Annotated in this window: 25 protein-coding genes; 15 read left to right on the top strand and 10 right to left on the bottom strand. The window is 60.9% G+C overall.

Going from position 1 to position 26,478, the window contains the following annotated elements:
* Nucleotides 1-22: 22 nt before the first annotated feature.
* Nucleotides 23-271: a hypothetical protein gene (locus ACIQAL_RS14225; RefSeq protein WP_401147164.1), complete on the bottom strand. Its 249-nt coding sequence runs from the start codon at nt 269-271 to the stop codon at nt 23-25.
* Here ACIQAL_RS14225 and ACIQAL_RS14220 point away from each other — a divergent pair.
* The 3 genes from ACIQAL_RS14220 to ACIQAL_RS14210 all read left to right on the top strand — a co-directional run bounded on the left by ACIQAL_RS14220 (nt 156) and on the right by ACIQAL_RS14210 (nt 3,011).
* On the top strand, nt 156-1,253 hold the full coding sequence (locus ACIQAL_RS14220; protein ID WP_401146328.1) for an MFS transporter: 1,098 nt from the start codon (nt 156-158) through the stop codon (nt 1,251-1,253). The genes ACIQAL_RS14225 and ACIQAL_RS14220 overlap by 116 nt on opposite strands.
* 1 nt (nt 1,254) lies before the next feature.
* Nucleotides 1,255-2,070, top strand: coding sequence for an alpha/beta fold hydrolase (locus tag ACIQAL_RS14215; protein ID WP_401146325.1), 816 nt, complete (start codon nt 1,255-1,257; stop codon nt 2,068-2,070).
* Nucleotides 2,071-2,321: 251 nt separating this feature from the next.
* A complete protein-coding gene (locus ACIQAL_RS14210) occupies nt 2,322-3,011 on the top strand; it encodes an SDR family NAD(P)-dependent oxidoreductase (RefSeq protein ID WP_401146324.1) in 690 nt (229 codons plus the stop codon).
* 55 nt (nt 3,012-3,066) lie between these two features.
* On the opposite strand, the gene ACIQAL_RS14205 is transcribed toward ACIQAL_RS14210, so the two are convergent.
* Nucleotides 3,067-3,564 carry a DUF302 domain-containing protein gene (locus tag ACIQAL_RS14205; protein ID WP_401146322.1) on the bottom strand — a complete coding sequence of 166 codons (498 nt, stop codon included), beginning with the start codon at nt 3,562-3,564 and terminating at the stop codon, nt 3,067-3,069.
* 264 nt (nt 3,565-3,828) lie between these two features.
* Between ACIQAL_RS14205 and ACIQAL_RS14200 the strand changes: the two genes are divergently transcribed.
* The gene (locus ACIQAL_RS14200; RefSeq protein ID WP_401146319.1) at nt 3,829-4,209 is read left to right on the top strand and encodes a hypothetical protein; all 381 of its coding nucleotides are present in this window, start codon (nt 3,829-3,831) and stop codon (nt 4,207-4,209) included.
* Nucleotides 4,210-4,289: 80 nt separating this feature from the next.
* On the opposite strand, the gene ACIQAL_RS14195 is transcribed toward ACIQAL_RS14200, so the two are convergent.
* Nucleotides 4,290-5,195 carry a LysR family transcriptional regulator gene (locus ACIQAL_RS14195; RefSeq protein WP_401146317.1) on the bottom strand — a complete coding sequence of 302 codons (906 nt, stop codon included), beginning with the start codon at nt 5,193-5,195 and terminating at the stop codon, nt 4,290-4,292.
* 95 nt (nt 5,196-5,290) lie between these two features.
* On the opposite strand from ACIQAL_RS14195, the gene ACIQAL_RS14190 reads away from it, so the two are divergent.
* Nucleotides 5,291-5,602, top strand: coding sequence for an antibiotic biosynthesis monooxygenase family protein (locus ACIQAL_RS14190; RefSeq protein WP_341964148.1), 312 nt, complete (start codon nt 5,291-5,293; stop codon nt 5,600-5,602).
* Nucleotides 5,602-5,910 carry a LysR family transcriptional regulator gene (locus tag ACIQAL_RS14185; protein ID WP_401146313.1) on the top strand — a complete coding sequence of 103 codons (309 nt, stop codon included), beginning with the start codon at nt 5,602-5,604 and terminating at the stop codon, nt 5,908-5,910. Before ACIQAL_RS14190 ends, ACIQAL_RS14185 begins: the two co-directional genes overlap by 1 nt.
* Before the next feature lie 127 nt (nt 5,911-6,037).
* On the opposite strand, the gene ACIQAL_RS14180 is transcribed toward ACIQAL_RS14185, so the two are convergent.
* The 4 genes from ACIQAL_RS14180 to ACIQAL_RS14165 all read right to left on the bottom strand — a co-directional run bounded on the left by ACIQAL_RS14180 (nt 6,038) and on the right by ACIQAL_RS14165 (nt 13,043).
* Nucleotides 6,038-7,522 carry an efflux transporter outer membrane subunit gene (locus tag ACIQAL_RS14180; RefSeq protein ID WP_401146310.1) on the bottom strand — a complete coding sequence of 495 codons (1,485 nt, stop codon included), beginning with the start codon at nt 7,520-7,522 and terminating at the stop codon, nt 6,038-6,040.
* 8 nt (nt 7,523-7,530) lie between these two features.
* Nucleotides 7,531-10,770 (bottom strand): efflux RND transporter permease subunit, encoded by a 3,240-nt coding sequence (locus ACIQAL_RS14175; RefSeq protein WP_401146308.1) that lies wholly within the window; start codon nt 10,768-10,770, stop codon nt 7,531-7,533.
* 15 nt (nt 10,771-10,785) lie between these two features.
* Nucleotides 10,786-11,940 (bottom strand): efflux RND transporter periplasmic adaptor subunit, encoded by a 1,155-nt coding sequence (locus ACIQAL_RS14170; protein ID WP_401146306.1) that lies wholly within the window; start codon nt 11,938-11,940, stop codon nt 10,786-10,788.
* Nucleotides 11,941-12,155: 215 nt separating this feature from the next.
* Nucleotides 12,156-13,043, bottom strand: a complete 888-nt coding sequence (locus tag ACIQAL_RS14165; RefSeq protein ID WP_401146304.1) for a LysR family transcriptional regulator — start codon at nt 13,041-13,043, stop codon at nt 12,156-12,158.
* Between the two features lie 170 nt (nt 13,044-13,213).
* Here ACIQAL_RS14165 and ACIQAL_RS14160 point away from each other — a divergent pair, with 170 nt between their 5' ends.
* The 5 genes from ACIQAL_RS14160 (at nt 13,214) to ACIQAL_RS14140 (ending at nt 18,752) form a co-directional block, all read left to right on the top strand.
* Nucleotides 13,214-13,825, top strand: coding sequence for an SRPBCC family protein (locus tag ACIQAL_RS14160; protein ID WP_401146302.1), 612 nt, complete (start codon nt 13,214-13,216; stop codon nt 13,823-13,825).
* An 87-nt stretch (nt 13,826-13,912) separates the two neighbouring features.
* On the top strand, nt 13,913-14,476 hold the full coding sequence (locus tag ACIQAL_RS14155; protein ID WP_401146300.1) for a hypothetical protein: 564 nt from the start codon (nt 13,913-13,915) through the stop codon (nt 14,474-14,476).
* Nucleotides 14,477-14,764: 288 nt separating this feature from the next.
* Complete coding sequence (locus ACIQAL_RS14150; protein WP_401146297.1) at nt 14,765-15,505, top strand: SDR family NAD(P)-dependent oxidoreductase; 741 nt, start codon at nt 14,765-14,767, stop codon at nt 15,503-15,505.
* 146 nt (nt 15,506-15,651) lie between these two features.
* Nucleotides 15,652-16,812, top strand: coding sequence for an MFS transporter (locus ACIQAL_RS14145; protein ID WP_401147130.1), 1,161 nt, complete (start codon nt 15,652-15,654; stop codon nt 16,810-16,812).
* 83 nt (nt 16,813-16,895) lie between these two features.
* Complete coding sequence (locus tag ACIQAL_RS14140) at nt 16,896-18,752, top strand: ABC transporter ATP-binding protein (RefSeq protein WP_401146295.1); 1,857 nt, start codon at nt 16,896-16,898, stop codon at nt 18,750-18,752.
* Nucleotides 18,753-18,815: 63 nt separating this feature from the next.
* On the opposite strand, the gene ACIQAL_RS14135 is transcribed toward ACIQAL_RS14140, so the two are convergent.
* A complete protein-coding gene (locus tag ACIQAL_RS14135; RefSeq protein WP_401146292.1) occupies nt 18,816-19,568 on the bottom strand; it encodes an SDR family oxidoreductase in 753 nt (250 codons plus the stop codon).
* A 136-nt stretch (nt 19,569-19,704) separates the two neighbouring features.
* Here ACIQAL_RS14135 and ACIQAL_RS14130 point away from each other — a divergent pair, with 136 nt between their 5' ends.
* Entirely contained in the window at nt 19,705-20,610 is a 906-nt protein-coding gene (locus ACIQAL_RS14130) for a LysR family transcriptional regulator (RefSeq protein ID WP_401146289.1), read from the top strand.
* A gap of 95 nt (nt 20,611-20,705) precedes the next feature.
* On the opposite strand, the gene ACIQAL_RS14125 is transcribed toward ACIQAL_RS14130, so the two are convergent.
* Complete coding sequence (locus tag ACIQAL_RS14125; RefSeq protein ID WP_401146287.1) at nt 20,706-21,872, bottom strand: MFS transporter; 1,167 nt, start codon at nt 21,870-21,872, stop codon at nt 20,706-20,708.
* A gap of 94 nt (nt 21,873-21,966) precedes the next feature.
* Here ACIQAL_RS14125 and ACIQAL_RS14120 point away from each other — a divergent pair, with 94 nt between their 5' ends.
* From ACIQAL_RS14120 to ACIQAL_RS14110, 3 genes are all read left to right on the top strand, one after another.
* Nucleotides 21,967-22,863, top strand: coding sequence for a LysR family transcriptional regulator (locus ACIQAL_RS14120; RefSeq protein WP_401146284.1), 897 nt, complete (start codon nt 21,967-21,969; stop codon nt 22,861-22,863).
* A gap of 97 nt (nt 22,864-22,960) precedes the next feature.
* On the top strand, nt 22,961-23,587 hold the full coding sequence (locus ACIQAL_RS14115; RefSeq protein WP_401146282.1) for a LysE family translocator: 627 nt from the start codon (nt 22,961-22,963) through the stop codon (nt 23,585-23,587).
* 148 nt (nt 23,588-23,735) lie between these two features.
* Nucleotides 23,736-24,365 carry a DJ-1/PfpI family protein gene (locus ACIQAL_RS14110; RefSeq protein ID WP_401146279.1) on the top strand — a complete coding sequence of 210 codons (630 nt, stop codon included), beginning with the start codon at nt 23,736-23,738 and terminating at the stop codon, nt 24,363-24,365.
* A 14-nt stretch (nt 24,366-24,379) separates the two neighbouring features.
* Here the strand turns inward: ACIQAL_RS14110 and ACIQAL_RS14105 are convergent, their stop codons facing one another.
* Nucleotides 24,380-26,278: an ATP-binding protein gene (locus ACIQAL_RS14105; RefSeq protein WP_401146277.1), complete on the bottom strand. Its 1,899-nt coding sequence runs from the start codon at nt 26,276-26,278 to the stop codon at nt 24,380-24,382.
* Nucleotides 26,279-26,478: the final 200 nt, after the last annotated feature.

Raw genomic sequence — 26,478 nt, 5'->3', positions numbered from 1 at the left:
AGATTACGCTAGCAGCTGTCTGTTATCGAAGAAAGCCTTCTGCCATGAACACTCGCACGTCTGTAGATCCTCTGACCCCTTCCGAAACCCCGCCCACGCGACTTGCGCTGCGGCTATTGGCAATCGCCTTGTGTGGGTTTTGCCCCTTTCTGGCGGTGTACGTCACGCAACCCTTGCTGCCCTTGTTGGCACACGCCTTTTCGGCATCCGTCGGTGCCGTGAGCATTACGGTCACCGCCACCACGCTGGCAGTGGCCTTGACGGCGCCCATCATCGGACTCATTGCCGATGCCCTCGGCCGCAAACGGGTCATTGTGGTAGCCATTTTTGGGTTGGCCATCCCCATGGCGCTCGCAGCCACTTCCAGCACGTTGAATCAACTCATTGTCTGGCGATTTCTCCAGGGCTTGTTCATCCCTGGCATTTTCTCGGTCGCACTTGCCTACCTGGGAGAAGAGTGGAAGGGGCCGAATTCGGGTCTCGCGACATCTGCGTACATTGCAGGAAACGTGCTCGGCAGCGTGTCAGGACGGGTCGTTGCAGGTTTCGTCGCAACCTGGACTGACTGGCACTACGCTTTCGTCGCTCAGTCAGTGCTCCTGGTTTTAGGAGGATTTGCGGTGTGGGCACTCCTGCCCCCGTCGCAGAATTTTGTGGCGCAACGTCATTTCGGGCAAGGCATCCGGGCGATGCTGGGCCATTTCAAAAATCTTCCGCTCATCGCTGTATGGGCCATCGGTTTCAACACCCTGTTCGTCTTCGTCGCGGTGTTTACCTTCATCACTTTTCACCTGGCCAGTGCGCCGTTCAATCTCACCACTGTGCAGTTGGGGTCCATGTTTTTGCTGAACCTGTTTGGCGCCGTTGCGACGCCGTTCGCGGGCAGATGGATCGACAAGATCGGCTCCCGAACAGTGCTGATCATTGCCTTGACGAGCAGCGCGGTGGGCCTTCTGCTGACACTGACCCCCTACCTTCTGTTGACCTTTGTGGGCCTGGCGCTCATCTCGATGGGCGTGTTCGTCGGCAACTCCGCTGCGAGTACCCACCTGGGCAAAGTCGCCGCGAAGGCCAAGTCCTCAGCGGCAGGATTATACGTCTGCGCCTACTACGCCGGCGGCAGCGTGGGCGCCTACGTTCCGGGTTTCGCTTACGCCAGGGGTGGCTGGCCCGCGTGCGTCATCCTCATTCTCTTGGTCATGGCCATCAGTGCCGTGATCGCCCTGCGCTTCTGGGCGCGTCAGGAGGCCTGAGATGAGCCGTGCAAAAACAGATCATCCCGCTCCGCTGACATTTGTGCTTGTGCATGGCGCGTGGCACGGCGGTTGGTGTTGGGAAAGTGTGGTTCACCAGCTGCGCGCACGGGGCCATCAGGCTTATGCGCCAACGCTGACCGGGTTAGGTGAGCGTTCGCATCTGTTGAATGCGGAAGTTGGACTGGAAACCCACATACAAGACGTTATGAACGTCATCGAATACGAAGGTCTGACGGACGTTATCCTGGTCGGGCACAGCTACGGCGGAGTCCCTGCCATGGGTGCTGCCAGTCGATGCTTCAACGCCCTTCGCTGTCTTGTGATGCTCGATGCATTGGTGTTGGATCATGGTGAGAACGTTTTCTCCCACCTACCGCCCTCTCGGGTGAGCGCTCATTTGACCAACGCCCTCAGATTCGGCCAGGGCCATTCGATACCGGTCCCGGCTGCGGAATCCTTCGGTGTGGCACTGCACGATCATAAGGCGTTGATCGAAGCACGCTGCACGCCCCATCCGCTGAAAACCTATGAGGACTCGCTGGTAGCGCCAAACGCTTCGGGAATGAATGTACCCAAGGTATACGTGTACTGCTCGGCGCCCTCTTACGAACCGCTTGCACGGAGCCGGGCGCGTGTCCAGGCGCGGCCAGATTGGGCATGGACCGAACTTGCGACAGGTCACAACGCGATGATGAGCGCGCCAGATCTATTGGTTCAAACGCTGCTGGACCTTGCGGCCGGGCGCACGAAAAATCAGCCTGATGTGGAACCACCCAGCTGGCTTGAACCTGCCTTCAACTACACACTGCCATGACTGATTGACAGGGGTGAGGCTGCGTCAGCCGTGAGCATTCACGACACCCGCCTCTTACAGGATGCGGGCCAAGCCTTGGCGAGCCAGTTGCCCGAAGACGACGATATTCCCATCGCGATCGTGGCCTGACTGATGACAGGCCGTCATGACTGCGATGACCGTTGAGGCGTCGTTGCTCAACAACGCGGCTGCTACTTTCTCCTCCTCGTTTGCGCCCGTCTTCCTGACTGGGCGTTACCAAGGAGAACATGATGAGCACTCAACCTGCCGCCTTGATCATCGGGGCTTCACGCGGACTTGGCCTGGCCCTCGCAGAAGAATATCTGTCTCGGGGATGGCACGTCGTCGCAACCACCCGTCGTCCATCTGAAGGCCTCAACGACCTCGAAAAACGCTTCGGCGCTTCCCTCGAAATCGAACAGGTCGATGTCGTGGATCTCGACGCCGTTCAGGCGCTGCATCGTCGTCAACAAGGTCGAACCTTGGACGTGTTGTTCGTCAACGCCGGTATCTGCAAAGCCAATGCGCTGACGCCGTTGCAGGTGTCAGAAAAAGACTATCTGGACATGCTGTTGACCAACGCATTGAGCCCCATGCGCGTCATCGAGATCTTCCATGACAGCGTCAAACCCAACGGCGTCCTCGCGGTGATGTCTTCTGAATTGGGCAGCATCACGCAAAGTACCGGCTTTTGGGAGCTCTACAGCTCCAGCAAGGCAGCACTGAACATGCTGATGAAGAGCTTCCATGCGCGTCACGCACACGACAGCCGCGCACTTCTTCTGGTTGCCCCAGGTTGGGTTCGCACGGACATGGGCACCCAGAGCGCATCGTTGGAGGTGTCGGAGAGCATCCCTCTGGTCGTGGACGTCGTCGCCCGAAACGCAGGTAAACCCGGCCTTCGCTTCACCGACCGCCATGGGACCGAGTTGCCCTGGTAAGTGAACCCCAATCGCCGACTGCGGGTTCAGGAGCCGCCCTGCACTCAGGACAACGTTATTGGCCCGTCACTTTATCGGCGAGCGCCGCAAGCTTGCGGTCCAGCACGGCAGCGGCCTCATGAAGCGGCGGGTTGGCGTCCACCACTATCAGCGACGACGGCTTCACATAGAGCAGACTGCTGGTGTTGCCAGGCTCTTCGAGCAGCAACATCTCGACCGGGGCAAACAGTCCTGCTTGGGAGTCGTGTTTGAGCATCGTGATCGCGATCAACGGATTACCCAGGATCACCCTGACCGCTCGGCGGGAAAGCCCTGCCTTGCGCGTCCAGGCGCCGTGGTCGACGAGACCGAACAGCATGAAACCACTCGGCCCTTCGAGCTGTTGAAGATGATCGCGAAAAGCCTCCCACGTCTCGTGGCGTGCGGTTATTTCTTCCATGTTCACCGGCGTGTGGCCGATGTCTTCAAGAAGCGAATGGAGCACAGACTCGACCGCTCTGGAGGACGTCAATCGTACGCGTGTACCTTGGAACGGCTGTTCGGTGGTGTGCATGGAACGCTCCCGAAAATGAATGTGGTATTGGTAGAGATTACAGTCCTCATATAGAGTTCAATGCGTCGGGTTCAGGAGTTCTGTCTTGTCTGCGGCTTAGCGGGTGAAGAGGGATAAACAGCGCATCGCTATCCTTTCCGCGCTTTACCCCATCCGGCCCAGCCGCTAATGTGGCGCCACCGCAGTCAAAGCTTCGCCAAACGATCCCAAGGACGGCTTCAGCAAGTATCTCAGCGTCCTGAATGCTGCCCGCCCTCTCCGATCATGGTTGCCTCCTGGGCAAGCTCGCTCTGCATCCGCCTTTTACCTATCTCAATGGAATCGGATCAGGCTGAAGAGCAAATCATCCAGCAAGTTGCCGAGAAACAGAGCCAACACGCCGAACGCATCACCCAGGAGGGAGACACGACGCTTCGCGAGAAACTGCTCTACCTCGACCTGCACATCATCCGTCCGGCCCTCCCCGATACACCGGACAACCGACGCTTGCTCCGCCCTGCGATGCTTGAGGCCCTGCTGGAGTTCAAACCGGCCGACCGAAGCGAATTTCAACAGCGGCTGCCGGGCTACCTTCGAGAAGGCACCGACCCTGTCGAGGAGCGGTTTATCGACGATGTACTCACGCTTATCGGGGACTATGCATAACGGCCCACCGATATTCTGATCGCGGCTCACCGAATGAGCGGGCTGACCGGGATTCTCCGGCCCTTGCACACGAACCGCGCTTACCCTACCCGCAAATGCTCTGACAAGTGGTTGAGCACTAGCCGGGTTCGCGCCGACATCTTTTGCCCCAGAGGGATCAACGCGTGAATAGGCATTCCCGGCGTGTCGCACCCCGGGAGCAGGTGCACCAGCCGCCCTTCCCGGACGTAGGGGGCGGCCATCCGGTCGAGGACTTGCCCCACCCCAAGCCCCTGGACCATCGCGTCAATCATCACTTGCGTGTCAGACATGATGATGGCGGGCTCGGGTTTGATGTCTTTAACCTGATCGCCATCCAGAACGGTCCACGGCCTGAGTCGGCCGTTCCGGCCTTTGAAAATGATTGCCGAGTGATGGGTGAGTTGTTCAACCGAATCGAGTGGGCCCTTGCGCGTCAGATATGCCGGAGCGGCGTAAATCCCGAAATGCGTGTCGCAAAGCTTGCGCACGGTCATCTCGCTGTCAGCGGGCAATTCACCAATGCGAACCACGATGTCCCAGCCGTCGGCAACCGGGTCGGACACTTGGTCGGTGATCGCCAGCTCCAGAGTCAGCCCCGGATAACGCTCCCCCAGCGCAACAAAAGACGGTAGCAACAATCGCCCGAAACTGGCCGGAAGATTGAGCCTCACGCGGCCTACCGGTTCAGTCCTTCGAATAGCCAACGCATGCTCGACTTCCTGAAAACTGTCTAGCGCGATCAACGCGCCCCTCAGGTACGTCTCTCCATCATCCGTTAGGCGTATCGCCCGCGTGGTGCGTTGAAACAGCTGCGTGCCCAGGCGGTTTTCCAGCCGTTGCACGGCTTTGCCCACATTCGATTTGTCCGTGCCGAGCGCGTCGGCGGCCCGGGTAAAACTGCCGGCCTGAGCCACTGCCGTGAACGTCACGATGTCGGCGAGTGAAAGATCACTGCGCTTGCTCATTGTCGCCTCCGTCGCCACGGAGAAACTCGTTTGGCGTCGTTTATCGCCCTATACGCCATCTTTATCATTCAGAAACTACCTATAAGGAACAAAGCATGTTGACGCAGGCGATCAATACCATCCACATACGCTCGCTGCCCGAGCGAAGCGATGAGTTGGGCAAGGCCCTGCTGTTGGCAGGCGAGAACGTCAAACGGCTGCCAGGCTGCGTGCTGTATCAAGTCGCCCGAAGCCACTTCAATCCGCACTTATGGATCATCACCGGGCACTGGAAATCGGTGTACGAAATGCGGGCCTCGTTCCATCACCCTGCCGGTGAATACTTCATCTCGCTGATCAAACTCGAGAGCGTGTTTTCCATGGAGTTCAACAGTTATGTGATCGAATCCTTCGGACGTGCCGTCTGATGGCGATCGACGAGACGCGTTTCCGGAATGTCGACCTGAATCTCATGCTCACCTTTTCAGTGCTCTACCGGGAGCGCAGCGTCACCCATACCGCGATGCGGCTAGAAGTCGGCCAGCCGGCGGTCAGTAACTCCCTGGCAAAACTGAGGCAGCATTTCAACGACCCACTGTTCATTCGCGCGGGCCGCAAGATGCGCCCCACCTCGGGCGCTGACGCGATTGCCGCCGTCCTCCTGCCCGCGATGCACAGCATCGAATCCCTGCTCTCCCCTTCGTGCCTGACAAGACGCTCACGAACACCTGACTGACGGGGCGTGATTGTGCGAAAGCCAGACGCCCTGTACCAACAATCCTTTCTTGTATGAGATACAAAGAAACCCAGGCCCGCGATGTGCAGCGCGCCTGGGTTTTTGTCATGCCGGACGGGGTGGTTGACTAATCGGCGATCGCCATGGTCTCTCCCGGCGCGTCCCAGCCCCCGCCCAAGGCCCGGATCAGATTGACCGTCGCCGTCGCCCGGCCTCCTTGTAACTGAATAGCACTGCGCCTGGACTGCAACGCCGTGCGCTCCGCGTCGAGCACCGACAGGTAGATGACGTCCCCTTCGTCGTATTGCGTGCGCGCAATCGTGGCCGCGCGCTGAGAAGCGTCGACCGCGCGGGCCTGCTCCACGGCTTGCTCACGCAAGATCCGCAGTTCCGAGAGATTGTCCTCGACCTCCTGGAACGCCAGCAGCACCTGCTCACGATATCGCGCCACGTCTTCTTCGTAGACCGCTTTGGCCACCGCAAGATTGCCCTTGCGAAAGCCACCATCGAACAGAGGCATGTTCAATGCTGTTCCCACCAATGGCCCCAGCAGGAACGTGCGGCTGCTCCAGTTGAACAGGTTGCTCAAGGACCCTGACTCCAAGCCTGCGGCGGCCGTCAACGTGAGCGACGGAAAAAACGCCGCGTTGGCCATGCCGATGCGCGCGTTGGCTGCCGCCATGGTGCGTTCAGCGGCTGCAATGTCGGGGCGACGCTCCAACAGTGAAGAGGGCAAGCTGGCAGGGACCTCGACCTGGATGTCCTTAAGCGGCTGAGCCGGGATCGAGAACTGTGAAGGCGTCTTGCCCAGTAACAGGGCCAAGCGATGTTCTGACACAGCGCGCAACCGTTGGGCCGACATCGCGTCGGATCGCGTGGTCGCCAGTTCCGCCTTGGCGCGAGCCACATCCAGCTCGCCGATATCGCCCATCGCAAACCGATGCTCGATGAGTGCCAGCGCTTGTTCGCGCAAGGTCACGGCGCCAGCAAATACTTCCAGCTCGGCATCCAGTTGACGCAACGCAAAATAATGCTGTGCCACGTCCGCCTGCACACTCAGCAACACGGAGCGAAGCAGGGCCATTCCTCGCTCCGTATCGGCATTGGCGGCTGCAACCGACGCGGAGACACGGCCAAACAGGTCGACTTCGTACGAAGCCCCTGCCTGAGCGCGCCAGAATGTCTGTAGCAGTCCTCCGCCTGTCTCGGGTTGAGTCTCGGACGACAGCCGTTGCCGAGAGGGCCCTATCCCGCCGCTAAGGGTGGGAAACCGATCCGCATTGGCCATCTGACCGAAACCTCTGGCTTGTTTGAGACGTGCCACGGCGGCCAGCAGGTTCTGATTTTGCAGTTGCGCTTCTTCCTCCAACTTATCCAGCAACGGGTCGTCAAAGACTTTCCACCACTGCCCCCTGGCGACCTCCTCGGAAGGCTGCGCCCTCTTCCACTCGCCCGCTTCAGGGTCCGGCAATGCGGACGTTTCCTTGAACGATGGGGGCAGCACCATCTCAGGCTTCAGGTAGTCAGGGGTTTGCGCGCAGCCTGCGAGCATCAGCGTGGACAACAGCCACATCGCATTCACGTTCGGTTTATTGATCGACTGTTTTCTCATTCCGCCACTCACTTCGAATACTCGGGAGACGCTGCGCGCACAAGGGACCGCTCGTCGTGGTGCGGGTGCCCGGCGGCCACGCTTTGAAGGTTTGGGTGCATGCCATGTTTATCGACCAGATGCTCGACCCCGGACAGCTTGCGCAACAGCACGTAGAAAACCGGCGTGAGCATGAGCCCGAACAAGGTCACCCCCAGCATGCCGAAGAACACGGCGATACCCATCGCGGCTCGCATTTCGGCCCCTGCACCGGAAGAAAACACCAACGGAACGACACCCATGATGAAGGCGATGGACGTCATCAGAATGGGCCGCAATCGCAGACGACTCGCTTCCACGGCGGCTTGCACGATGCTGCGCCCTTGCATCTCCAACTCCCTCGCGAACTCCACGATGAGGATCGCGTTTTTCACCGACAGCCCCACCAGCACCATCAGACCGATCTGGGTAAAAATGTTGTTGTCGCCGTCGGTCAGCCATACCCCGACCAGGGCGGACAGCAGGCTCATGGGCACGATCAGAATGATCGCCAACGGCAAGGTGAGGCTTTCGTAGAGCGCGGCCAGCACCAGAAACACCAGAATCAGACTGATCGGGAATACCCACAGCGATGCATTGCCCACCAGCACCTGTTGGTACGTCAGGTCTGTCCACTCAAAGCGAATGCCTCGCGGCAAGACTTCGTTGGCGATGCGTTCCACTGCCGCCTGCGCCTGATCGGAGGAGTAGCCCGGCGCAGGTCCGCCATTGATATCGGCCGCGGGAAAACCGTTGTAACGCACGACCGACTCCGGACCATAGGTCGTGGTCACTCTGATGAGAGAAGACAGCGGCACCATTTCGCCCGCCCCATTGCGCACTTTCAGCAGACCGATATCGGCAGCCGTGGCACGGAACGGCGCGTCGGCCTGCGCCCTCACCTGATAGACCCGCCCGAATTTGTTGAAGTCGTTGATGTAGGTGGAGCCCAGGTAGATCTGCAGCGTCTCGAACACATCGGTCACAGACACCCCCAATTGCTTGGCCTTCATCCGATCGAGTTCAACGTTCAGCTGTGGCACGTTGATCTGGAACGTCGAGAACGCCGGCCCCAGCTCAGGCGCCTCGGCAGCCTTGGCCAGAAACGCCTGAGTGGCCGCATTCAACGCCTCGTAGCCCAACGAACCACGGTCTTCGAGCTGCAATTTGAATCCGCCCAAGGTCCCCAGCCCCAAGACGGGTGGTGGAGGAAACGCGGCGACACTGGCCTCTTTGATCTTGCCGTAGCGGGCGTTCAATGCCGTCACGATATCCGCCGTCGATTCACCCTCTCCCCGTTGCCGCGAAGGCTTGAGGATCATGAAAATCAAACCCGCGCTGGAGGAATGCGTAAAGCCGTTGATCGACATGCCAGGGTATTGAACGGCCCGTTCTACGCCTGGCAGTTTCAAGGCGATGTCGGCCATTTCCCGCACGACCTGCTCGGTGCGCTCCATCGATGCCCCATTGGGCAGTTGAGCAACCGCCAGCACGTAATCCTTGTCCTGCTGCGGTACGAACCCACCGGGCACGACCTTGCCCATGTACACCGCCCCTGCGGCCAGTAGACCGTAAAGGGCGAGCATCACGACCTTGCGATTGATCATGCGGCCCACGCCGCGCCCGTAAGCCTCGGACCCGCGATTGAACAACCCGTTGAAGCCATCGAAAAAGCGCCCGAACAGGCGATCCATGATCCGGGTCAGCCAGTCTTTGGGGGCGCCGTGTCCCTTCAACAAAATCGCTGCCAGCGCGGGCGAAAGGGTCAGTGAGTTGAACGCGGAGATGACCGTGGAAATGGCAATCGTCATCGCGAACTGTTGGTAGAACTGGCCCGTCAGTCCGGACATGAACGCCAGCGGCACGAACACGGCCACCAGCGTCAGTGCGATGGCGATGATCGGACCACTGACTTCCTGCATGGCTTTGTACGTCGCATCGCGGGGCGAAAGGCCGGCTTCGATGTTGCGCTCGACGTTCTCGACCACGACGATGGCGTCATCAACCACGATGCCGATCGCCAACACCATACCGAACAGTGACAGCGCATTGATGGTGAATCCGAAGGCGAGTAACAGGGCGAACGTCCCGATGATCGAGACCGGCACCGCTAGCAAAGGGATGAGCGAGGCGCGCCAGGTTTGCAGGAAGACAATGACCACCAGCACCACCAACGCGATGGCCTCGAGCAAGGTCATGATCACCGCGTTGATGCTTTCCTGGACGAACTGACTGGGGTCGTAGGCAATCCGGTAATCCATGTCCTCGGGCATGTCCGCGCGCAACTCAGCCATGGCGGCGCGCACGTCTTTGGAAATCTGCAGCGAGTTGGCGTTGGGCTGCTGGAAGATCACCACCTGAGCCGACTGCTCATTGTCGAGCAATGAACGAAGGCCGTATTCGGCAGCGCCCATCTCGACCCGCGCCACATCCGAGAGGCGCGTGATCGCGCCGCCGGGGGATGACTTCAAGATGATGTCGAGGAACTCTTGCTCGGTTTTCAACCGCCCCTGGGCGTCGATGGTCAGCTGCTGCGGAACGTTGGCGATCATGGGGGAACCGCCGACCATGCCCGCTGCCACTTGAACGTTTTGCTCACGGATGGCGTTCACCACATCGGAAGCAGTCATGTCCAGCCGCGCAATCTTTTGCGGGTCCAGCCAGACGCGCATCGCGTAATCGCCACCGCCCCAGAGCCGCGCCTCGCCCACGCCGGGAATCCGCGCCAGGCGATCGCGCACGTTGATCAACAGGTAATTGCGCAGGTAAGCCCGGTCGTAGCGACGGTCGGGTGACACCAGGTTCACCGCAATGGTGAGCGTCGGCGAGGACTTGATCGAGGTCACCCCCAGGCGCTGGACGTCCTCGGGCAGACGCGGCAACGCCTGCGCCACGCGGGTTTGCACCAGTTGCTGCGCCAGGTCAGGGTTGGTCCCGAGCTTGAATGTCACGGTGGTGGTCATCTGGCCGTCGCTGGTCGCCTGCGACTGCATATAAAGCATGTCCTCGACACCATTGATCTGCTCTTCGATCGGAGAGGCAACGGTTTCGGCAATGACCTTCGAACTGGCGCCCGGGTATTGCGCATGCACCAGCACAGAAGGCGGCACCACTTCGGGGTATTCGGCGGACGGCAGCCTGGCCAGCGCGATCAGCCCGGTGAGCACCACCAGCACGGACAACACACCGGCGAAGATCGGCCGGTCGATAAAAAATCTCGAGATGTTCATGAAAGAATCCGTCGCTTAGGCTGCAGGCTTGATGGAAGGGCTCAGATTCGCCATGTCGACGGTTTGAACACTGACCTTTTCCTGGGGCCGCACGCGCTGCACGCCGTTGACGATGATCCGTTCACCCGGCTGAAGCCCGCTTAGAACGATGCGCAATCCGTCGTGGAGGTTGCCCAGTTCGACCTGCCGATACTGCGCCCGCTCTTGCTCATCGACGACCAGCACGTACTTGCGGGTCTGATCGGTCCCCACCGCCGCATCGTTGATCAACACCCGATCGTGGGCTCGGCCTGCCGACACCTGAATGCGCGCATAGAGGCCCGGCAACAGCGCACCATCGAGGTTATCGAAGCGGGCGCGCACGCGGATGGTGCCGGAGCCGCTGTTCATCTGGTTGTCGACAGAATCGATCACGCCGCTGCGGGAATAACCGGTCTCGTTCGCCAAACCGAGGGACACTGGCACCGGAGCACCCGATGAACAACACAGGTACGCCAGGTAGGTCTGCTCGTCGACGTCGAACGCCGCATAAATCGGTGACACCGAAACCAGCGTCGTCAGCACCGGAGCAGAGGCGCCACTGGCTACGGTATTGCCCACGGTCAGTTCCGCCCGCGACACCCGCCCCGCCACCGGTGCTTTCACACGCGTATAGCCAAGATTGATGTTGGCGGCGTCCAGTGCCGCCGTCGCGGTCTTGACGTTCGCCTGTGTCTCGCGCAACGCGTTGACCTTCTCGTCCAGGTCCCGTTTGGAGATGGCGTTGCTTGCAATGAGCCTCTCTGCGCGTGCCGCATCGGAGGATGCGAATGCCACGCGAGCCTGGGAGGCGGCGAGGACACCCGCCGCACGGTCCACTTCGGCCTGATACGGCTTGGGGTCGATGCTGAACAGCACGTCGCCCCGCTTCACCAGACTGCCGTCTTTGAAATGCACACCGACGAGGGTCCCGGACACCAGCGGCCGAATCGCAATGTCCTCGATAGCCTGTAGTCGGCCGGAATACCCCTGACGCTCCGTAACCGGCTGCGCGTTGACCACCGCCACACCCACTTCCGTGGCCTGGACCGCGCCTGCCGCTTCGGCAAAACCGATCACCCCGTGAGGCGTTCTCTGCGACGAGCCCACACCCAACCCGCCACCCACGATTAACACGGCCGTCACTGCCACACCCCACCGCCTGCGATTCGCTGACATCGTCATATTTTCCACTGTCCGGATTTGAAGCCTGAGGGCCTAGCGCCCTGGCTGTGTTGTTCCCCGCTGATGCCAAGGGAACCGAGGGCGGCCATTGTGGGAGGGGGCAGTGGATTGATAAACGACGCGTGCGGACACTGATTGTGGCGTTTGCCGCCACTATCACGACCTTGACTCGCACCGCCTGCTCAGGAAGACAGCAACCCGACGAGCCAGTTGATCAGCGGATTCGAATTGGAGCGAGGGTGCCACGCCGCAATGAGTTGATAGCCAGGCGGGCAAGCATCATCCTCCAGCCGCAGCGCCACGAGGCCGGGGGATGGCAGTAAGCGCGAGGGAAGGAACGCGACCGCGTTCGCGGTGCTGACCATCGACGGCACCAGCAGAAAATGCGGGACCGACAGAATCACCTCACGCGTGAGGCCACGGGCCTGGAACCAGCCATCGGCGGAACCGATGAGATTAGCCCGCGCCGGGGATACCACGACATGGGGTTGTCGAGCCAATGTCGACAGGCTGATGCGCCCTTTTGCGAGGGGTGAGCCCGCCCCTGCGACACAGACGTAGTGCTCGTCGAACAGCGTTTGCCGGGAGAAATGCGCCGGAACGTAATCATTCAAAGAAATGACCAGATCGATTTCGCCGCTCGCCATCTTGTTGGCCACCGCATCGACCAGCATTTCGCTGAGGATCAGCTTCAGACCGGGCGCCTGTTGCCGGATCTGAGCCAGCTTGGGCGCAATGACGACTTGATGGGCGTAATCCGACGCCGAGACGTTCAATGTGCCGACCACTTGAGCGGGATCGAACGGAGCGCGCTCTACCAGCCGCTCGAGTGCCGCAAGAATGTCATCCACTTCGCCGCGCAGTTCGAGCGCCAGTGCCGTGGGCATCACACCTCGGCCGGTGCGGGCAAACAATGGATCGCTGAAGACCTCACGCAACGTCGTCAGGTTGGCGCTGACCGCCTGCTGCGTCAGCCCCATCTGGTCAGCAACGGCACTCAGGTTTCGCGTCTTGATCAACGCAGCGAAGATGCGCAGTTGCCTGACGCCCAGCCGGGATACCTTGTTCATATTTGTATCTCATACAAAAAACGATTGTTTGTAGTTGTATCACGGCAATCCTAGTCTGCGCTGCATCACGTCTCGACCGAGATTCGGGCAGCGCCCTGCCGCCGAGGTGCTTCTGGCGTCGGGCGAACATGTCGTCCCGCGATCTCCGATCAGAGCCTCGTGAACCCCAAATGCTTCATCCATACCGTTCTTCAATCTCACTCGAGGTAAGCCCCATGGATAAACAGGCACTTCATGCATTGCTGCCGACCCTGAGAGCCGACATTCATTGGCCCGAGGCCTACCATCCGAGGAACGCACCACTGTGCGCTCGCAATGAGAAGGTGATCCCGGCGCCAGTGTCCAAGGTATGGGCATGGCTCACCTATGCCCGGCGTTGGCCCCAGTGGTACGCCAACGCTCAGGACGTGGAATTTGTCATCTGGCCCGGCCCTGCGCTGAAGGCGGGCTCTGTCTTCAAATGGTCGACGTTCGGGTTCCGCCTCACCTCCACCGTTCATGATTTCGAATTCGAAAAACGTTTGGGATGGGTCGCACGTGCCGAAGGGGTCATGGCTTATCACACCTGGTATTTGCACCCGCTTTCCGCGACTCAGACCTTGGTCATCACCGATGAAACGCAGATCAGCACGCTGGGGATCTGGGCCACCGACCGCTTCACGCAGGGCCTCATCGATCAGCACGAAATATGGCTGGAGGCACTGAGCCAAAAGGCCCAGTCAGGGCTGTCGCCGGATGATGACGATGACAGTTCACCGGATACAGCCCTGATGTATTCGTGACAGGCGTACGCGGAACTTTCGCCGCTCCCACCCCCGGTGGCACCTCGCTGCACCCGACACACTATCGACTCTTGTAAAGGTGATGAAATGCCCAGTGCCGTCGGAACTTCGCTTGGCGCCGTGTCCATTAAAATGGCCAGTGCAACGACGCGTGCAAGTTCATCGTTTACCACGCAACAGGTATTAAGAGAGATCGGAAAGAAGGAGGGTGTTCTGGACACCGCTGCGCTGGAGAAGTTGGGGCTAGGCGCCAGCTTTTCGCAATTCGATATCAGCGCCGTCACACCTGTCGAATTAGGTTTGATCAGCAAAAATCTTTATGCGTTGGGCTTGATCGATAAAATCACCGCCAATTTGATGGTCGCGGCAGGAACGCACCTCGATGCACTTGGCAATCAGACACGGCCGAACGAGAAAATGAATGCACTCGATTACTTTGCCGCACGAATCTCGAGCCTGCGCACCGCGACGTCAGGCCTTGATGAATACGGTTTTCATGTCGTGCCGGACTACATCAAAACCGTTCATGCACTGCAGAATCTCGACGACTTCGCCCGAATACAAAACGCCAGACAACGTGCAACGTCCTCGCTTCAACAACAGGGCCAGGCTGCCAGCGCCCAACAGGGCAGTCTTCATATAAAGGTCTGACGCACCGCACGCTCGTCCCTGAACTTATGGCCACGTTTAGATCGGCTCACGTTAACGATCGTACTTACAGTGAGTTGAGCACGGCGTTTCGCGTTCAACCACGCACTTATTTAACAAGCTCTTTTTATAACGGTTGAACTCTTTCATTGGATTGATGGAGACAACATGCGTCGACTTCAGACCCGTCGATTGGCGGCGATCAACACGGTAATAACGCACTACCAACGGGCGGCTGAACTGTTCACATGTGACAGGGCGGCCGCCTCATTTATGTCAGGAGAAAAGAAGATGTCCACTCTTAACGGAAAACGAGCTTTGGTGACCGGCGCCAGTCGCGGCATCGGCAAGTCCATTGCCTTGGCGCTGGCTGCCGAAGGTGCGGATGTCGCCATTACCTACGAACGGTCCCGCGACAAAGCCGAAGCGCTGGTCGCAGAGATCAACGCAACCGGGCGCAAGGCCTTTGCGTTTCAGGCCAACAGTGCCGACCCACGAGCGGTGAAAGATTCGATCGACCAGGCCGTCGACGCACTGGGCGGGCTGGACATCTTGATCAACAACGCCGGGATCTTCCAGTACGGGCCATTGGAGGCGCTTGATCTGGCGACGCTGAACAGTGTCGTCGACATCAACATCAAGTCGGTGATCCTGGCCAGCCAGGCGGCACTGCCCCACTTACCCGACGGCGGCCGCATCATCAACCTTGGCAGCGTTCTGGCCGAGCGGGTGCCGATGGCCAACCTGAGCATCTATTCGATGAGCAAGGCGGCGCTGATTGCCTTCACCAAGGGACTGGCGCGGGACTTGGGGCCGCGTGGCATCACCGTCAACATCGTCCATCCCGGCCCGACCGACACCGACATGAACCCCGCCGACGGCGAAGGTTCCGACGCCATGCGTGATGCCATCGCGCTGGGTCGCTACGGCAAGACCGAAGACGTTGCAGCGATGGTGGCCTTTTTGAGCGGCTCCTCCGCCGGGCACATCACTGGCGCCGGATTTGCTGTCGACGGCGGCTACGGCGCCTAAGCCTGCCCGCCCTTGTAGAAGTGGCCGTGGATAAATCCTCCGGCTTCCTTGAAACAGGGGCGTTCCTCTTTCCTCTATCCTGAGCGACACAGGTCGCAGGAGCTTACGTGCAAGACACTTTTGCCGCACACAAGGCGAACGACCGAATGCCGCTCGCCGTCCTCGTCTTAACCCTGGCCACTTTCATTCTGGGCACCTGCGAGTTCGTGATGATGGGCTTACTGCCCGACATCGCCGCCGATCTGCAGGTCTCGGTGCCGAAGGCCGGATGGGTGGTCACCGCCTACGCGCTGGGCATCGCTATTGGCGGGCCGATCATGAGCCTCGTCACGTCACGGTTTTCCCGCAAGGGCTCGTTGATGGCCCTCATGGTTCTGTTCGTGATCGGCAACCTGCTTTGCGTGCTTGCGGCGAGCTATGTCTCACTGCTGGCGGCACGCGTCGTGACGTCCCTCGGGCAAGGTGCCTTTTTCGGCATTGGTGCGGTAATGGCCGCCAATCTCGTCCCGGAACATCGCAAAGCCACAGCCATTGCCACCATGTTTCTCGGCTTGACCCTGGCCACCATCGCAGGCGTTCCGATAGGCACGGCACTGGGGCAATGGGACGGCTGGCGAACTCCGTTCTGGGCCATTGCGGGCTTGGGCGTCATCGCCGTGATCGGTCTGTCGATGCTCATTCCAGCCAACGACAACGATGCAAAACCCGATCTACGGGCAGAACTGCGGGCGCTCAAGGATCCGCGCATATGGGCGACGCTGGGCGTGACCGCACTGTTCACAGGCTGCGCGTTTCCGTTGTTCACGTTCATCGCCCCCCTGTTGCGGGACGTCACGGGGCTCACCGGAGACGGCGTGACGCGAAGCCTTTTTCTGGTCGGCGTCGGCATGACCGTGGGTAGCCTGCTCGGAGGAAAGTTGGCCGACTGGAACGTCAATCGTGCTCTGATTCTGATCGCGGTCGCCATTTCGGTGGTTTCGCTGACGCTGCGATGGAGCAGCCCGTACTGGCTGTTATCGCAACTCAACTGGTTCCTGTGGGGCGTTGCCACCTTCGCGGCCATCCCGGTCACCCAGGTCAACGTGATGCGATTTGGCACCGGAGCACCCAACCTGGTCTCGACCTTGAATATTTCAGCGTTCAACGTTGGCGTGGCACTGGGGTCCTGGGCGGGCAGCCTCGTGCTGTCCGCGGGTTACGCGATGGTGGCCATTCCCGTCGTCGCAGCCCTCATCGCAATGGTTGCCGGCATCGCCGCAATGCTGTGCGCGAGATTCTCATCTTCCACAGGTTGTGAGCACCCCTAAAAAACGCGGTTCGCGACCTGTAGTCCCCCCACGGCGCCGTTAAATGGCAGAATCCCCCTCACTGAAACGTGATGGAGAACCCAATGCTTCGCGCATTTGAACGATGGCTAGACCCTTTCCCGCCGGACGAAGTCCCTCCGCCACCGGACGGTCTGGTGCGGTTTTTGTGGGCCTGCACCCGTGGCGCTCGCGGTTACGTGCTCGCCCTGGCCCTGCTCAGCGCCGGGGTGTCGATCTACGAGGCCTGGCTGTTTTCCTTTCTGGGTCAGGTGGTGGACTTGTTGTCCTCCTGGAAGAACGGCGGAGACGCCGCGGTCGCGCAGGAAACCCGCGTGCTCTGGGGCATCGGCATCGTTCTGGTGACCAGTGTCGGGCTGGTCGCCCTGCGTACGATGGTGCAGCACCAGGTGCTGGCGATTAACTTGCCGCTGCGGCTGCGCTGGGACTTCCACCGCTTGATGCTGCGGCAAAGCCTGTCGTTTTTTTCTGACGAGTTCTCGGGCCGGGTCACCACCAAGGTGATGCAGACTGCCCTGGCCGTGCGCGAAGTGCTGTTCACCCTGATCGAAATCGCACCTGGCATCGGCGTGTATTTCATCGCGATCATTGCGTTGGCCGGTGGCTTCGCGCTGAAGCTGATGCTGCCTTTCATTGCCTGGATCGTGCTGTTTGGCCTGGCGATGTGGTACTTCGTGCCGCGTCTGGGCAAGGTCGGGCAGGAACAGGCCCATGCACGGTCGTCGATGACCGGGCGCATCTCCGATGCGTACACCAACATCACCACCGTGAAGCTGTTTTCTCACTCCAAGCGTGAGGCGCACTTCGCCCGCGCGGCAATGGAAGACTTCAAGCACACGGGCTTTCGCCAGATGCGTCTGGTGAGCCAGTTCGAGATCGTCAATCAGGCGCTGGTGGTCGGGTTGATCTTCGGCGCCGGTGGCTACGCGCTGTGGCTCTGGCACCAGGGCGACGTCGGTGCGGGTGCAGTGGCGGCGATCACGGCCATGGCCTTGCGCATCAACGGCATGTCCCACTGGATCATGTGGCAGATGACCTCGCTGTTCGAGAGCATTGGCACCGTGCAGGACGGCATGACCACCTTCACGCGCGGCCCCAAGGTGCAGGACGCGCCCGATGCAGGCGTGTTGACGACCTCCGGCGGCGCCGTCACCTTCGACAACGTGAGCTTTAACTACAACGGCGAACGCCAGGTGCTCGACGGCCTGAGCCTGAGCATTCGTGCGGGCGAAAAGATCGGCCTGGTGGGTCGTTCCGGCGCCGGCAAATCCACGCTGATCAACTTGCTGCTGCGCTTCTATGACGTGGACAAAGGCCAGATTCACATCGACGGCCAAGACATCGCCCACGTCACTCAGGACAGCCTGCGCAGCGCTATCGGCATGGTCACGCAGGACACCTCGCTGCTGCACCGCTCCATCCGCGACAACATCGCCTACGGACGGCCCGACGCCACCGACGAGCACGTTTACGAAGCCGCCCGCATGGCCCAGGCCGATGGGTTTATCCGTCAGTTGAGCGACAAACAAGGCCACTCTGGCTACGACACCCTGGTCGGCGAACGCGGCATCAAACTCTCCGGCGGCCAGCGCCAACGCGTGGCAATCGCGCGAGTGATGCTCAAGAACGCGCCGATCCTGCTGCTGGACGAAGCCACCAGCGCGCTGGATTCGGAAGTCGAGGTCGCCATTCAGGAAAGCCTCGATGAAATGATGCAGGGCAAGACCGTGATCGCCATCGCCCACCGGCTGTCTACCATCGCGGCGATGGATCGGCTGATCGTCATGGATGAAGGCCGGATCATCGAACAAGGCACTCACGCCGAATTGCTCGAAAAGAACGGCACCTACGCACGGCTCTGGCAGCACCAGAGCGGCGGGTTTCTGGGGGAGGATCAGGGGGTGGCAGAAGCGATGGAGTAACGACGGCTTCACTGACTCTCAGCGAAGCCATTGCGCTTATCGGCCGAAGGTTGACCGCAGCCTTCAGCCGTTGAGCATGCGCCCGCCGTCGACGATGATCTCAGCGCCGACGGTCCAGCGCGACTCATCCGAGGCAAGGTACAGCACCGCTTTCGCGACCTCGTCCGGCGTGCCGAAGCGACCGAAAGGCACCGAGTCGATGATGGCTTGATTGACCTGATCGCGGTACGCATCCGGAATACCGAGCTTGTCGTAGAGCGGCGTGTCCACAGGGCCGGGGCTCACGGCGTTGACGCGGATTCCGCGTCCTACCAGTTCGCTCGACAAGGTTTTCGACAGGTTCAGCAACGCGGCCTTGGTCGCTGCATAAACCGACGATGTCGCCGCACCCACATGGGCATTGATGGACGTGTTGAGCACGATGGACGCGGGCGTGCCGAACACTGGCAGCAGTGACTGGATCAGGAAGTACGGCCCTTTGACGTTGATGTCGAACGAACGGTCAAAACGTTCCTCGGTCCACTCTTCGACCGGGCGCCATTCAGCGATGCCCGCATTCAGAAAGGCGATGTCCAACCGCCCGTAGTGCTCCTCAACGATCCGAGCCAACTGACGTTGGGCGTCAACGCTGGCCGAATCGGCGCTGATGACGCGAACCTCCGCGCCCAACTCCCGCTTTGCGCGAGCAATGGAATCGGGATTGACGCCTGTGACGATCACCCGTGCGCCTTCAGCCAAAAACTGCTTCGCGGTTTCCAGTCCGATTCCACTGGTGCCACCGGTAATCAACGTGCGTTTTCCGTTCAAGCGAGACATGCATCATTCCTGTCGACGGTTGAGGCATCGGATACGCCTCAAGAATCACCAGCATGCCTTCATGCATAAAAATCGATAAGACTGCCTGTTCGTATATCATTCATGTCTTTTCGAGCATGAATGACGAGAGGTGGACGTGGATCGATTCCTGCTGATGACGTGCTTCGTCAGGGCGGTGGAAACCGGAAGTTTTTCCGCCGCAGGCCGACAACTGGGCTTGGGGCAACCCAACGTCAGTCGGTACGTCGCGGCGCTTGAGGACCATCTGCAAACCCGGCTGTTGCACCGCTCCACGCGAAAGCTCTCGTTGACTCCGGAAGGCGAGCGCTACTACGCCGAGGTGCGGAGGATTCTGGACGCCGTCAGCGAATCGGAATCCACCCTGCGCGACAACGTGTCGCCTTCAGGGCTGCTTCGGGTGGCCTGCCCGACCGCCCTCGCCCACACCTTTGTGATGCCCGCCGTGCCTGCGTTTCTTGAAGCGTACCCCGGCGTGTCGCTGGACCTGCACATCAGCGACAGCTACATCAATCTGGTGGAGGAAGGCGCGGAACTGGCGATCCGGATCGGGCATCTGGACGACAGCGCGCTGCGAAGCCGCCGCATCGGCCTGTTCGAGCGGGTGTGCGTGGCCAGTCAACGCTACATGTCCCGCAAAGGCCGCCCGACGACCCCTTCCGACCTGGCACATCACGATTGTGTGGTGTACACGCTGCTGTCGTCGGGCACATCCTGGTATTTCAGGCATCAGGCCATCGAGGTGTCGGGGCGGTTTCGGGTCAACTCACCGGAAGCTGTTCAAGCGGCCGTAGATGCGGGGCTCGGCATTGGCTACGGCCCGCGCTGGCTGTTCGCCGACGGGCTGGCGAGTGGCGAGCTGGAGGTCATTCTGGCGGACGACAACCCGACGCCCGTTCCCATTCAGATACTGTACGTGGCCAATCGGCTGCTGCCCCAACGGGCCGTCGCGTTCATGGATTTCATCGCCAGGGCATTCGCCGGCATACCGGCGCTGAACGTGGCGGCCACCCGCAAGCACTAATGGCCTTCCTGGGAAGGACGTCCTGCATCACCTGGCCGTCCATCCACTACAGGCCGATGGTCCCCACGAAGGTCACGCGGGATACTTCGGCCCTGTCAGGCATATCGCACTGAGCGAATTCGGGCGCGCCAGGCAAACCCCAACACCATCAACAGACCCAGCCCCGCCATCATTGCTCCCGCCAGCGAAATCGCGGGGTAGCCCAGACCGGCATTGATCACCGCGCCGCCCAGCACCGCGCCAATGGCGTTGCCGAAGTTGAACGCGCCGATGTTCACCGCCGATGCCAGGTTCGGTGCGTCTTTTGCGGCTTCCATCACCCGCATCTGCAGCGGCGGCACCAAGGCAAAACTCGCCGCGCCCCAGACCAGAATCGCCAGCGCGGTCGGCAGCGGCCAGCGCATGAGCACCGAGAACGCCAGCAACACTACGATCAACACCACCAGCGAGACGATCAATGTCCGGTCGACCGAGCGATCCGCCGCCTTGCCGCCCCACACATTGCCCAGCGTCAGCCCCACGCCAAACAGCACCAGCATGGCGGTGATGAACCCGGTGGACGCATGGGTTTCGCTTTGCAGGATCGGCGCGATGTAGGTAAACACCGTGAACATCGCGCCCGAGCCGATGACCGTCAGCGCCAGGGCCGACAGCACCGATCCCCGGAGCAACACCCGAACCTCCGCCATCACGCCGTCACTCTTCGGCAGCGGCAGATTAGGCAAGGCGAACCAGAGGGAAATCATTGCCACAAAACCGAGACCGGCAATGCCCCAGAACGCCGTTCGCCAACCCAGCATTTCGCCGAACCAACTGGCCAGCGGCACCCCGCCAATGGTAGCGATGGTCAGCCCCATGAACATGGCCGCGACGGCCCCTGCCCGTTTTTCGGGCGCCACCACACTGGCGGCGACAATCGAGCCAATGCCAAAAAAAGCACCGTGGTTCAGCGAGGTCACCACCCGGGCGATGAGCAGGCTTTCGTAATTGGTGGCCAACGCCGACATCAGGTTGCCGAGGGTAAAAATGGCCATCAAGCCGATCAGCAGAGCACGCCGTGGAATCTTTCCAGTAGTCAGGGTCATCAGGGGCGCGCCGATCAGCACGCCCAATGCATAGGCGCTGACCAGCAGCCCGGCGGTGGGAATGGAAACGCCAAGGTCGGCGGCAATACCGGGCAACATGCCCATGGGTGCGAACTCGGTCACGCCGATGCCAAAAGCACCGATCGAGAGCGCGATGAGGGGTGGATTGATACGCATGAGGGGCTCCTTATCTATGCCGCAAATGCTACGATCCCCGCGTTAAAGGCGGTAGACCGCTTTCTGTCCAAGCACTTTTGCGCCAGGAGCACAAATGGACCTCAACGGTAAGTCGGGTGAGATGGAGGTGTTCACCAAGGTGGCGCAGACGGGAAGCTTCTCAGCGGCTGCCCGGGCACTGGACCTCACGCCCTCGGCCGTCAGCCGGATCATCGCCCGTACCGAGCAACGCATCGGAACCCGCCTGCTGTTGCGCACGACCCGGGCGATTGCCCTCACCGCCGAAGGCGAAACGTACCTGCGCGGTGCACGGCGCATTCTGGCGGACATGGCCGAAGTCGAAGAAGCCATCACAAGCCAGGGTGTCCCACGGGGGCGCCTGAGGGTCAGCGCAGCGCTGGCACACGGTCGCCTTACCATCGTGCCGCTGATCGCCGCGTTCAGCGCGCAGTACCCGGAGATCCTCGTCGATCTGACCCTGGGCGACGAAATCGTCGACATTCTCGCAGGCCAGGCGGACGTGGCGATCCGCTTCGGTGACCTGCCCGACAGCCCCTTGACTGCCCGCTGCATCGGCGAAACCGGCCAAGTGATCGTCGCCTCCCCCGGCTATGTCGAACAACACGGCCTGCCCCTCGAACCCGAAGACCTCACCCGCCACAACTGCTTGCGCTTCAATTTTCGCCGCGCCGCAGACGGTTGGCCGTTCTGTCGTAACGGCGAACACTTTTCCCTCAAAGTCAGCGGCAGCCTCGAATGCAGCAGCGGTGAAGCGCTTTCACAACTGGCGATACTCGGCGCAGGCATCGCGCGCATCGGCGCGTTCTCCGTGGCTGAGGACATCGAACGCGGTCTGCTCGTCCCCCTGCTGGAAGCCTACAACCCGGGCGACCGCGAACCGATCCACGCCGTGTTCGTGGGCGGCTCGACCATGACGGCGCGGGTTCGGGTATTCGTGGATTTCTTGCTGGAGCACCATCGGGGGTGGTGATACCCACCGCTGTAGCTGCGCGGCCTGTCGCGCCTATTGCTTTCATAAAAGACCTGAGGATTACTGTCAGCCCCCCCCCTCAACGAGACCTGCCGCCATGTTCGACCCCGCCTCTCTCATGACCTACGTCGCTGTCGTCCTCGGTCTGTTTCTGATTCCCGGTCCAGCGGTGTTGCTGGTGATCACCCGCACACTGCAAGGCGGTCGAAAGCTGGGCATTGCGACGGGGTTGGGGATTGCGGCGGGAGATCTGCTTCACACCTTGAGCGCCGCACTCGGGTTGTCGGCGATTCTGATGACGTCCGCCACCGCGTTCAACGCGGTAAAACTGGCCGGCGCCTGTTATCTGATTTACCTCGGTGTCCGGGCGTTCGTCGCCAAACCCGGCGCCACAAGCCGCCCAGACCTGCCCGCCGTCAGCGCGAAGCAGGCGTTTTTGCAAGCCGTGGGCACCGAAATCCTGAACCCGAAAACGGCGATCTTCTTCCTCGCCTTTCTGCCCCAGTTCGTTCACGCCGGAGCTGATTCTTCATTGGTGCAGTTCGCCCTGCTGGGGCTGATTTTCTCCGGGCTGAGCGTTGCCTACACCAGCCTCATCGCAATTGCCATCCGCCCATTGGGGCGGTGTATCAAAGGCCTGGCGAAACTCCGTCGCTGGGAAGGAAAACTGATCGGCACACTGTTTGTGGGGTTGGGATTGAAGGTGGCGTTGCAGCAGCGGTGAGCGAACGCAGTGCCCGCGATCATTTCACGCCATGGAATGATCAATTGCGATTCCAAGGGATTGTCCCCAGCCGCCCGAACATCAACCATTCCGTTCATGACTGACGGCTTGCGAGCCGGAGGTGCGTCCACGTGAATGGAGAGACGATGTGAAAAAGGTTTTGATGTTACTCGCCAATGGCGTTGAACCCATGGAAATGGCGGCGTTCACCGATATTCTGGGTTGGGCTGACTTGGTCGGTGAGGAAAAGATCGAACTGGTGATGGCAGGTCTGAGGGAGGAGATCACCTCAACGTTTGGCCTGGTGATTCGCCCCAATCGGCAGTTGGCCGATCTGGACCTGACTGCGTTCGACGCCCTGGCATTGCCGGGCGGTTTCGAACCCAGCGGGTTTTACGAAGAAGCGTTGAGTGAGCCGTTTCTGGAGACGATCCGCCACTTCGTCGAGGCCGACAAGATCGTCGCCAGCGTCTGCGTCTCCTCGCTGTGCCTGGGCCGGGCGGGCGTGCTGCACGAGCGCCAGGCCACGGTTTATCACCAGGTGGGCGGACGCCGAAAGCAGCAACTGGTGGAGACCGGTGCCACGTTCGTCGACCAACCGGTAGTGCGAGACAGAAAGCTGATCACATCCACTGGACCGGGCACGGCGTCGGAAGTGGCGTTTCTGCTGGTCGAGATGCTGACCAACGCGAACAACGCTGCACGGCTTCGAGAGAAGATGCGCTTTCCAACGCCCTCTGAGGCCTGGTTCACAACGCCGCAGGTGCCAGCCGCGTGAGCCGCCGCCAGCCGTTATGAGGACAGCAGGTCGCGCAGGCGGCCACCGAGGGTGTCGATCTCGAACGGCTTGGTCAGCAACTGCATACCCGGCTGAAGCTGACCGCTGTCGAGCACGAAACTTTCGGCGTACCCGGTCACGAACAGCGTCTTGAGCGCGGGTCGCACTTCCCGTCCCGCGTCGGCCATTTGCCAACCATTCATGCCGCCCGGCAGGCCGATGTCGGTGACCAGCACGTCGATGTGCATGTCCGAGCGCAGCAGCCTGAGTCCGGCGAGGCTGTCGGCAGCTTCGATCACGGTGTAACCGAGCTCACCCAACACGTCCGCCAGCAGCATGCGCACGGTGGGTTCGTCGTCTACCAGCAACACCGTTTCCCCGTGCTGCGCGACATCCACGGCAGTGATTTTCCGGGGCGACGCTTCCGGCACCCCTTCTTCATGGTGGCGCGGCAGGTAGATGAAGACGCTCGTGCCCTCGCCCACGCGGGACTGAATCCGGACCTGGCCGCCCGACTGTTGGGCGAAACCGTAGATCATCGACAGCCCCAGCCCGGTGCCCTGACCCATGGGTTTGGTGGTGAAGAACGGTTCGAAGGCATGAGCGATCACCTCCGGCGTCATGCCGATGCCGGTGTCGCTGACGCACAGACACAGGTAGTGCCCTTCCGACATGTCGTGGGCAAGCGCGGTCTCGCGATTGACGTATTCGTTGGACGTCTTGAGCGTGATGCATCCGCCGTCGGGCATGGCATCCCGGGCGTTGATGCACAGGTTGAGCAACGCGTTTTCAAGCTGGCTCGCGTCGACAAAGGCCGGCCACAAATCAGCGGCACCGGCGGTTTCCAGCGTGATGCCGGGGCCGACGGTCCGCTGGACCAGCTCGATCATGCCGTGCATCAGCGTGTTGACGTGGGTGGCGCGCGGTTCGAGGGCCTGGCGTCGCGAGAAGGCCAGCAGGCGATGGGTGAGCGCGGCGGCCCGCTTTGCACCACCCTGAGCGGCGGCCATGTATTTGTCCACCTCGGCCAGCCGGCCCTGAACGATCCGTTTGCCCATGAGTTCGAGGGAGCCCGAAATGCCCGCCAGCAGGTTATTGAAGTCGTGGGCCAGCCCGCCCGTCAGTTGCCCAACCGCCTCCATTTTTTGCGACTGACGCAGTTTTTCTTCGGCCTGCATCAATTCGGCGGTGCGCTCGGCGACGCGCTGTTCCAGGGTTTCGTTCAGGCGGCGCAGCTCGGCGGCGCCTTGACGCTGCTGCTCTTCGATTTCCAGCAGCATGGTGCAGGTGCGTGCCAGTTCCTGTTCCCGCGCACGCAACGACTCTTCTGCAATCGTGCGTTCGAGAAGGTCGGCAGCCTGGCGCGACAGAATGTCCAGCAACCTCAAGTCGCGCTCGGACGGCTGGTGAGGTTGGCTCCAATGGGTGGAAATCATGCCCAGCAGGTCGCCACTGCGCGACAGCAGCGGCGTCGTCTGCGCGGCACGGATGCCGGTGCGGCGAAAGGCTTGCAGGTCTTCGGTGCCTGAAATGTCGGCCCATTGTTCGAAGTCGGGGATGACGGCTCGTTCCCCCAGTTTCAGCGCCATCGTGCAACTGCTGTAGGCCGTGGGCCTGACCCATTGCCAGAACCCGATGGCCTCGGGGGGCAGGCCCCGAGAAGCCAGCAATTGAAGCTCGCCCCCATGCCCTGACGCGTGGTCGGGAGGGCAAAGTTTCTGCATCGTGCCGAACTGCGAACCGGTAATGGACACTGCTGCGTCGACGATCTTGCCGTACAGGGCTTCAAGGTCCTGCTCGCCTATCAGCGCCATGCTGATGGTGTGCAGAAGCTCGATATCGGACAGGTCATCCTTTGACGTCGCGGACGCGGCGGGCGGAGGTGCCGAAGGGATGGCGTGTAGAGGGGTCATGGCTGCTCCTGTGGAGCCCGTATTCACGGGTGGCAGACTACCAGCAAACCCCTTGGATCGCGATGCAGATTGCCACCAGGTGACGACTAGCCTGTCGGGACTGGAAACGCCCTTCATGCGTACCGGTTCTTGACCATGCAGCCACAAAAAAAGAGCCTCTTCGCAGAGACTCCTTAGTTCAACGTTTACAGCCTTGTACA

It is taken from the genome of Pseudomonas sp. NPDC088368 (assembly GCF_044753445.1).
Taxonomy (GTDB): Bacteria; Pseudomonadota; Gammaproteobacteria; order Pseudomonadales; family Pseudomonadaceae; genus Aquipseudomonas; species Aquipseudomonas bambusae.
Note: the sequence above shows the minus strand (reverse complement) of the source record. Positions and strands in the feature narration are given on the sequence as shown.

What these genes read in the sequence shown, in the direction of transcription:
- ACIQAL_RS14175 (WP_401146308.1), bottom strand. Translation starts at nt 10,770, where the DNA reads ATGAACATCTCGAGATTTTTTATCGACCGGCCGATCTTCGCCGGTGTG.
- ACIQAL_RS14210 (WP_401146324.1), top strand. Translation starts at nt 2,322, where the DNA reads ATGAGCACTCAACCTGCCGCCTTGATCATCGGGGCTTCACGCGGACTT.
- ACIQAL_RS14160 (WP_401146302.1), top strand. Translation starts at nt 13,214, where the DNA reads ATGCTTCATCCATACCGTTCTTCAATCTCACTCGAGGTAAGCCCCATG.
- ACIQAL_RS14145 (WP_401147130.1), top strand. Translation starts at nt 15,652, where the DNA reads ATGCCGCTCGCCGTCCTCGTCTTAACCCTGGCCACTTTCATTCTGGGC.
- ACIQAL_RS14120 (WP_401146284.1), top strand. Translation starts at nt 21,967, where the DNA reads ATGGACCTCAACGGTAAGTCGGGTGAGATGGAGGTGTTCACCAAGGTG.
- ACIQAL_RS14105 (WP_401146277.1), bottom strand. Translation starts at nt 26,278, where the DNA reads ATGACCCCTCTACACGCCATCCCTTCGGCACCTCCGCCCGCCGCGTCC.
- ACIQAL_RS14205 (WP_401146322.1), bottom strand. Translation starts at nt 3,564, where the DNA reads ATGCACACCACCGAACAGCCGTTCCAAGGTACACGCGTACGATTGACG.
- ACIQAL_RS14115 (WP_401146282.1), top strand. Translation starts at nt 22,961, where the DNA reads ATGTTCGACCCCGCCTCTCTCATGACCTACGTCGCTGTCGTCCTCGGT.
- ACIQAL_RS14195 (WP_401146317.1), bottom strand. Translation starts at nt 5,195, where the DNA reads ATGAGCAAGCGCAGTGATCTTTCACTCGCCGACATCGTGACGTTCACG.
- ACIQAL_RS14140 (WP_401146295.1), top strand. Translation starts at nt 16,896, where the DNA reads ATGCTTCGCGCATTTGAACGATGGCTAGACCCTTTCCCGCCGGACGAA.
- ACIQAL_RS14125 (WP_401146287.1), bottom strand. Translation starts at nt 21,872, where the DNA reads ATGCGTATCAATCCACCCCTCATCGCGCTCTCGATCGGTGCTTTTGGC.
- ACIQAL_RS14150 (WP_401146297.1), top strand. Translation starts at nt 14,765, where the DNA reads ATGTCCACTCTTAACGGAAAACGAGCTTTGGTGACCGGCGCCAGTCGC.
- ACIQAL_RS14165 (WP_401146304.1), bottom strand. Translation starts at nt 13,043, where the DNA reads ATGAACAAGGTATCCCGGCTGGGCGTCAGGCAACTGCGCATCTTCGCT.
- ACIQAL_RS14180 (WP_401146310.1), bottom strand. Translation starts at nt 7,522, where the DNA reads ATGAGAAAACAGTCGATCAATAAACCGAACGTGAATGCGATGTGGCTG.
- ACIQAL_RS14190 (WP_341964148.1), top strand. Translation starts at nt 5,291, where the DNA reads ATGTTGACGCAGGCGATCAATACCATCCACATACGCTCGCTGCCCGAG.
- ACIQAL_RS14215 (WP_401146325.1), top strand. Translation starts at nt 1,255, where the DNA reads ATGAGCCGTGCAAAAACAGATCATCCCGCTCCGCTGACATTTGTGCTT.
- ACIQAL_RS14225 (WP_401147164.1), bottom strand. Translation starts at nt 271, where the DNA reads ATGGGCGCCGTCAAGGCCACTGCCAGCGTGGTGGCGGTGACCGTAATG.
- ACIQAL_RS14200 (WP_401146319.1), top strand. Translation starts at nt 3,829, where the DNA reads ATGGTTGCCTCCTGGGCAAGCTCGCTCTGCATCCGCCTTTTACCTATC.
- ACIQAL_RS14155 (WP_401146300.1), top strand. Translation starts at nt 13,913, where the DNA reads ATGCCCAGTGCCGTCGGAACTTCGCTTGGCGCCGTGTCCATTAAAATG.
- ACIQAL_RS14185 (WP_401146313.1), top strand. Translation starts at nt 5,602, where the DNA reads ATGGCGATCGACGAGACGCGTTTCCGGAATGTCGACCTGAATCTCATG.
- ACIQAL_RS14135 (WP_401146292.1), bottom strand. Translation starts at nt 19,568, where the DNA reads ATGTCTCGCTTGAACGGAAAACGCACGTTGATTACCGGTGGCACCAGT.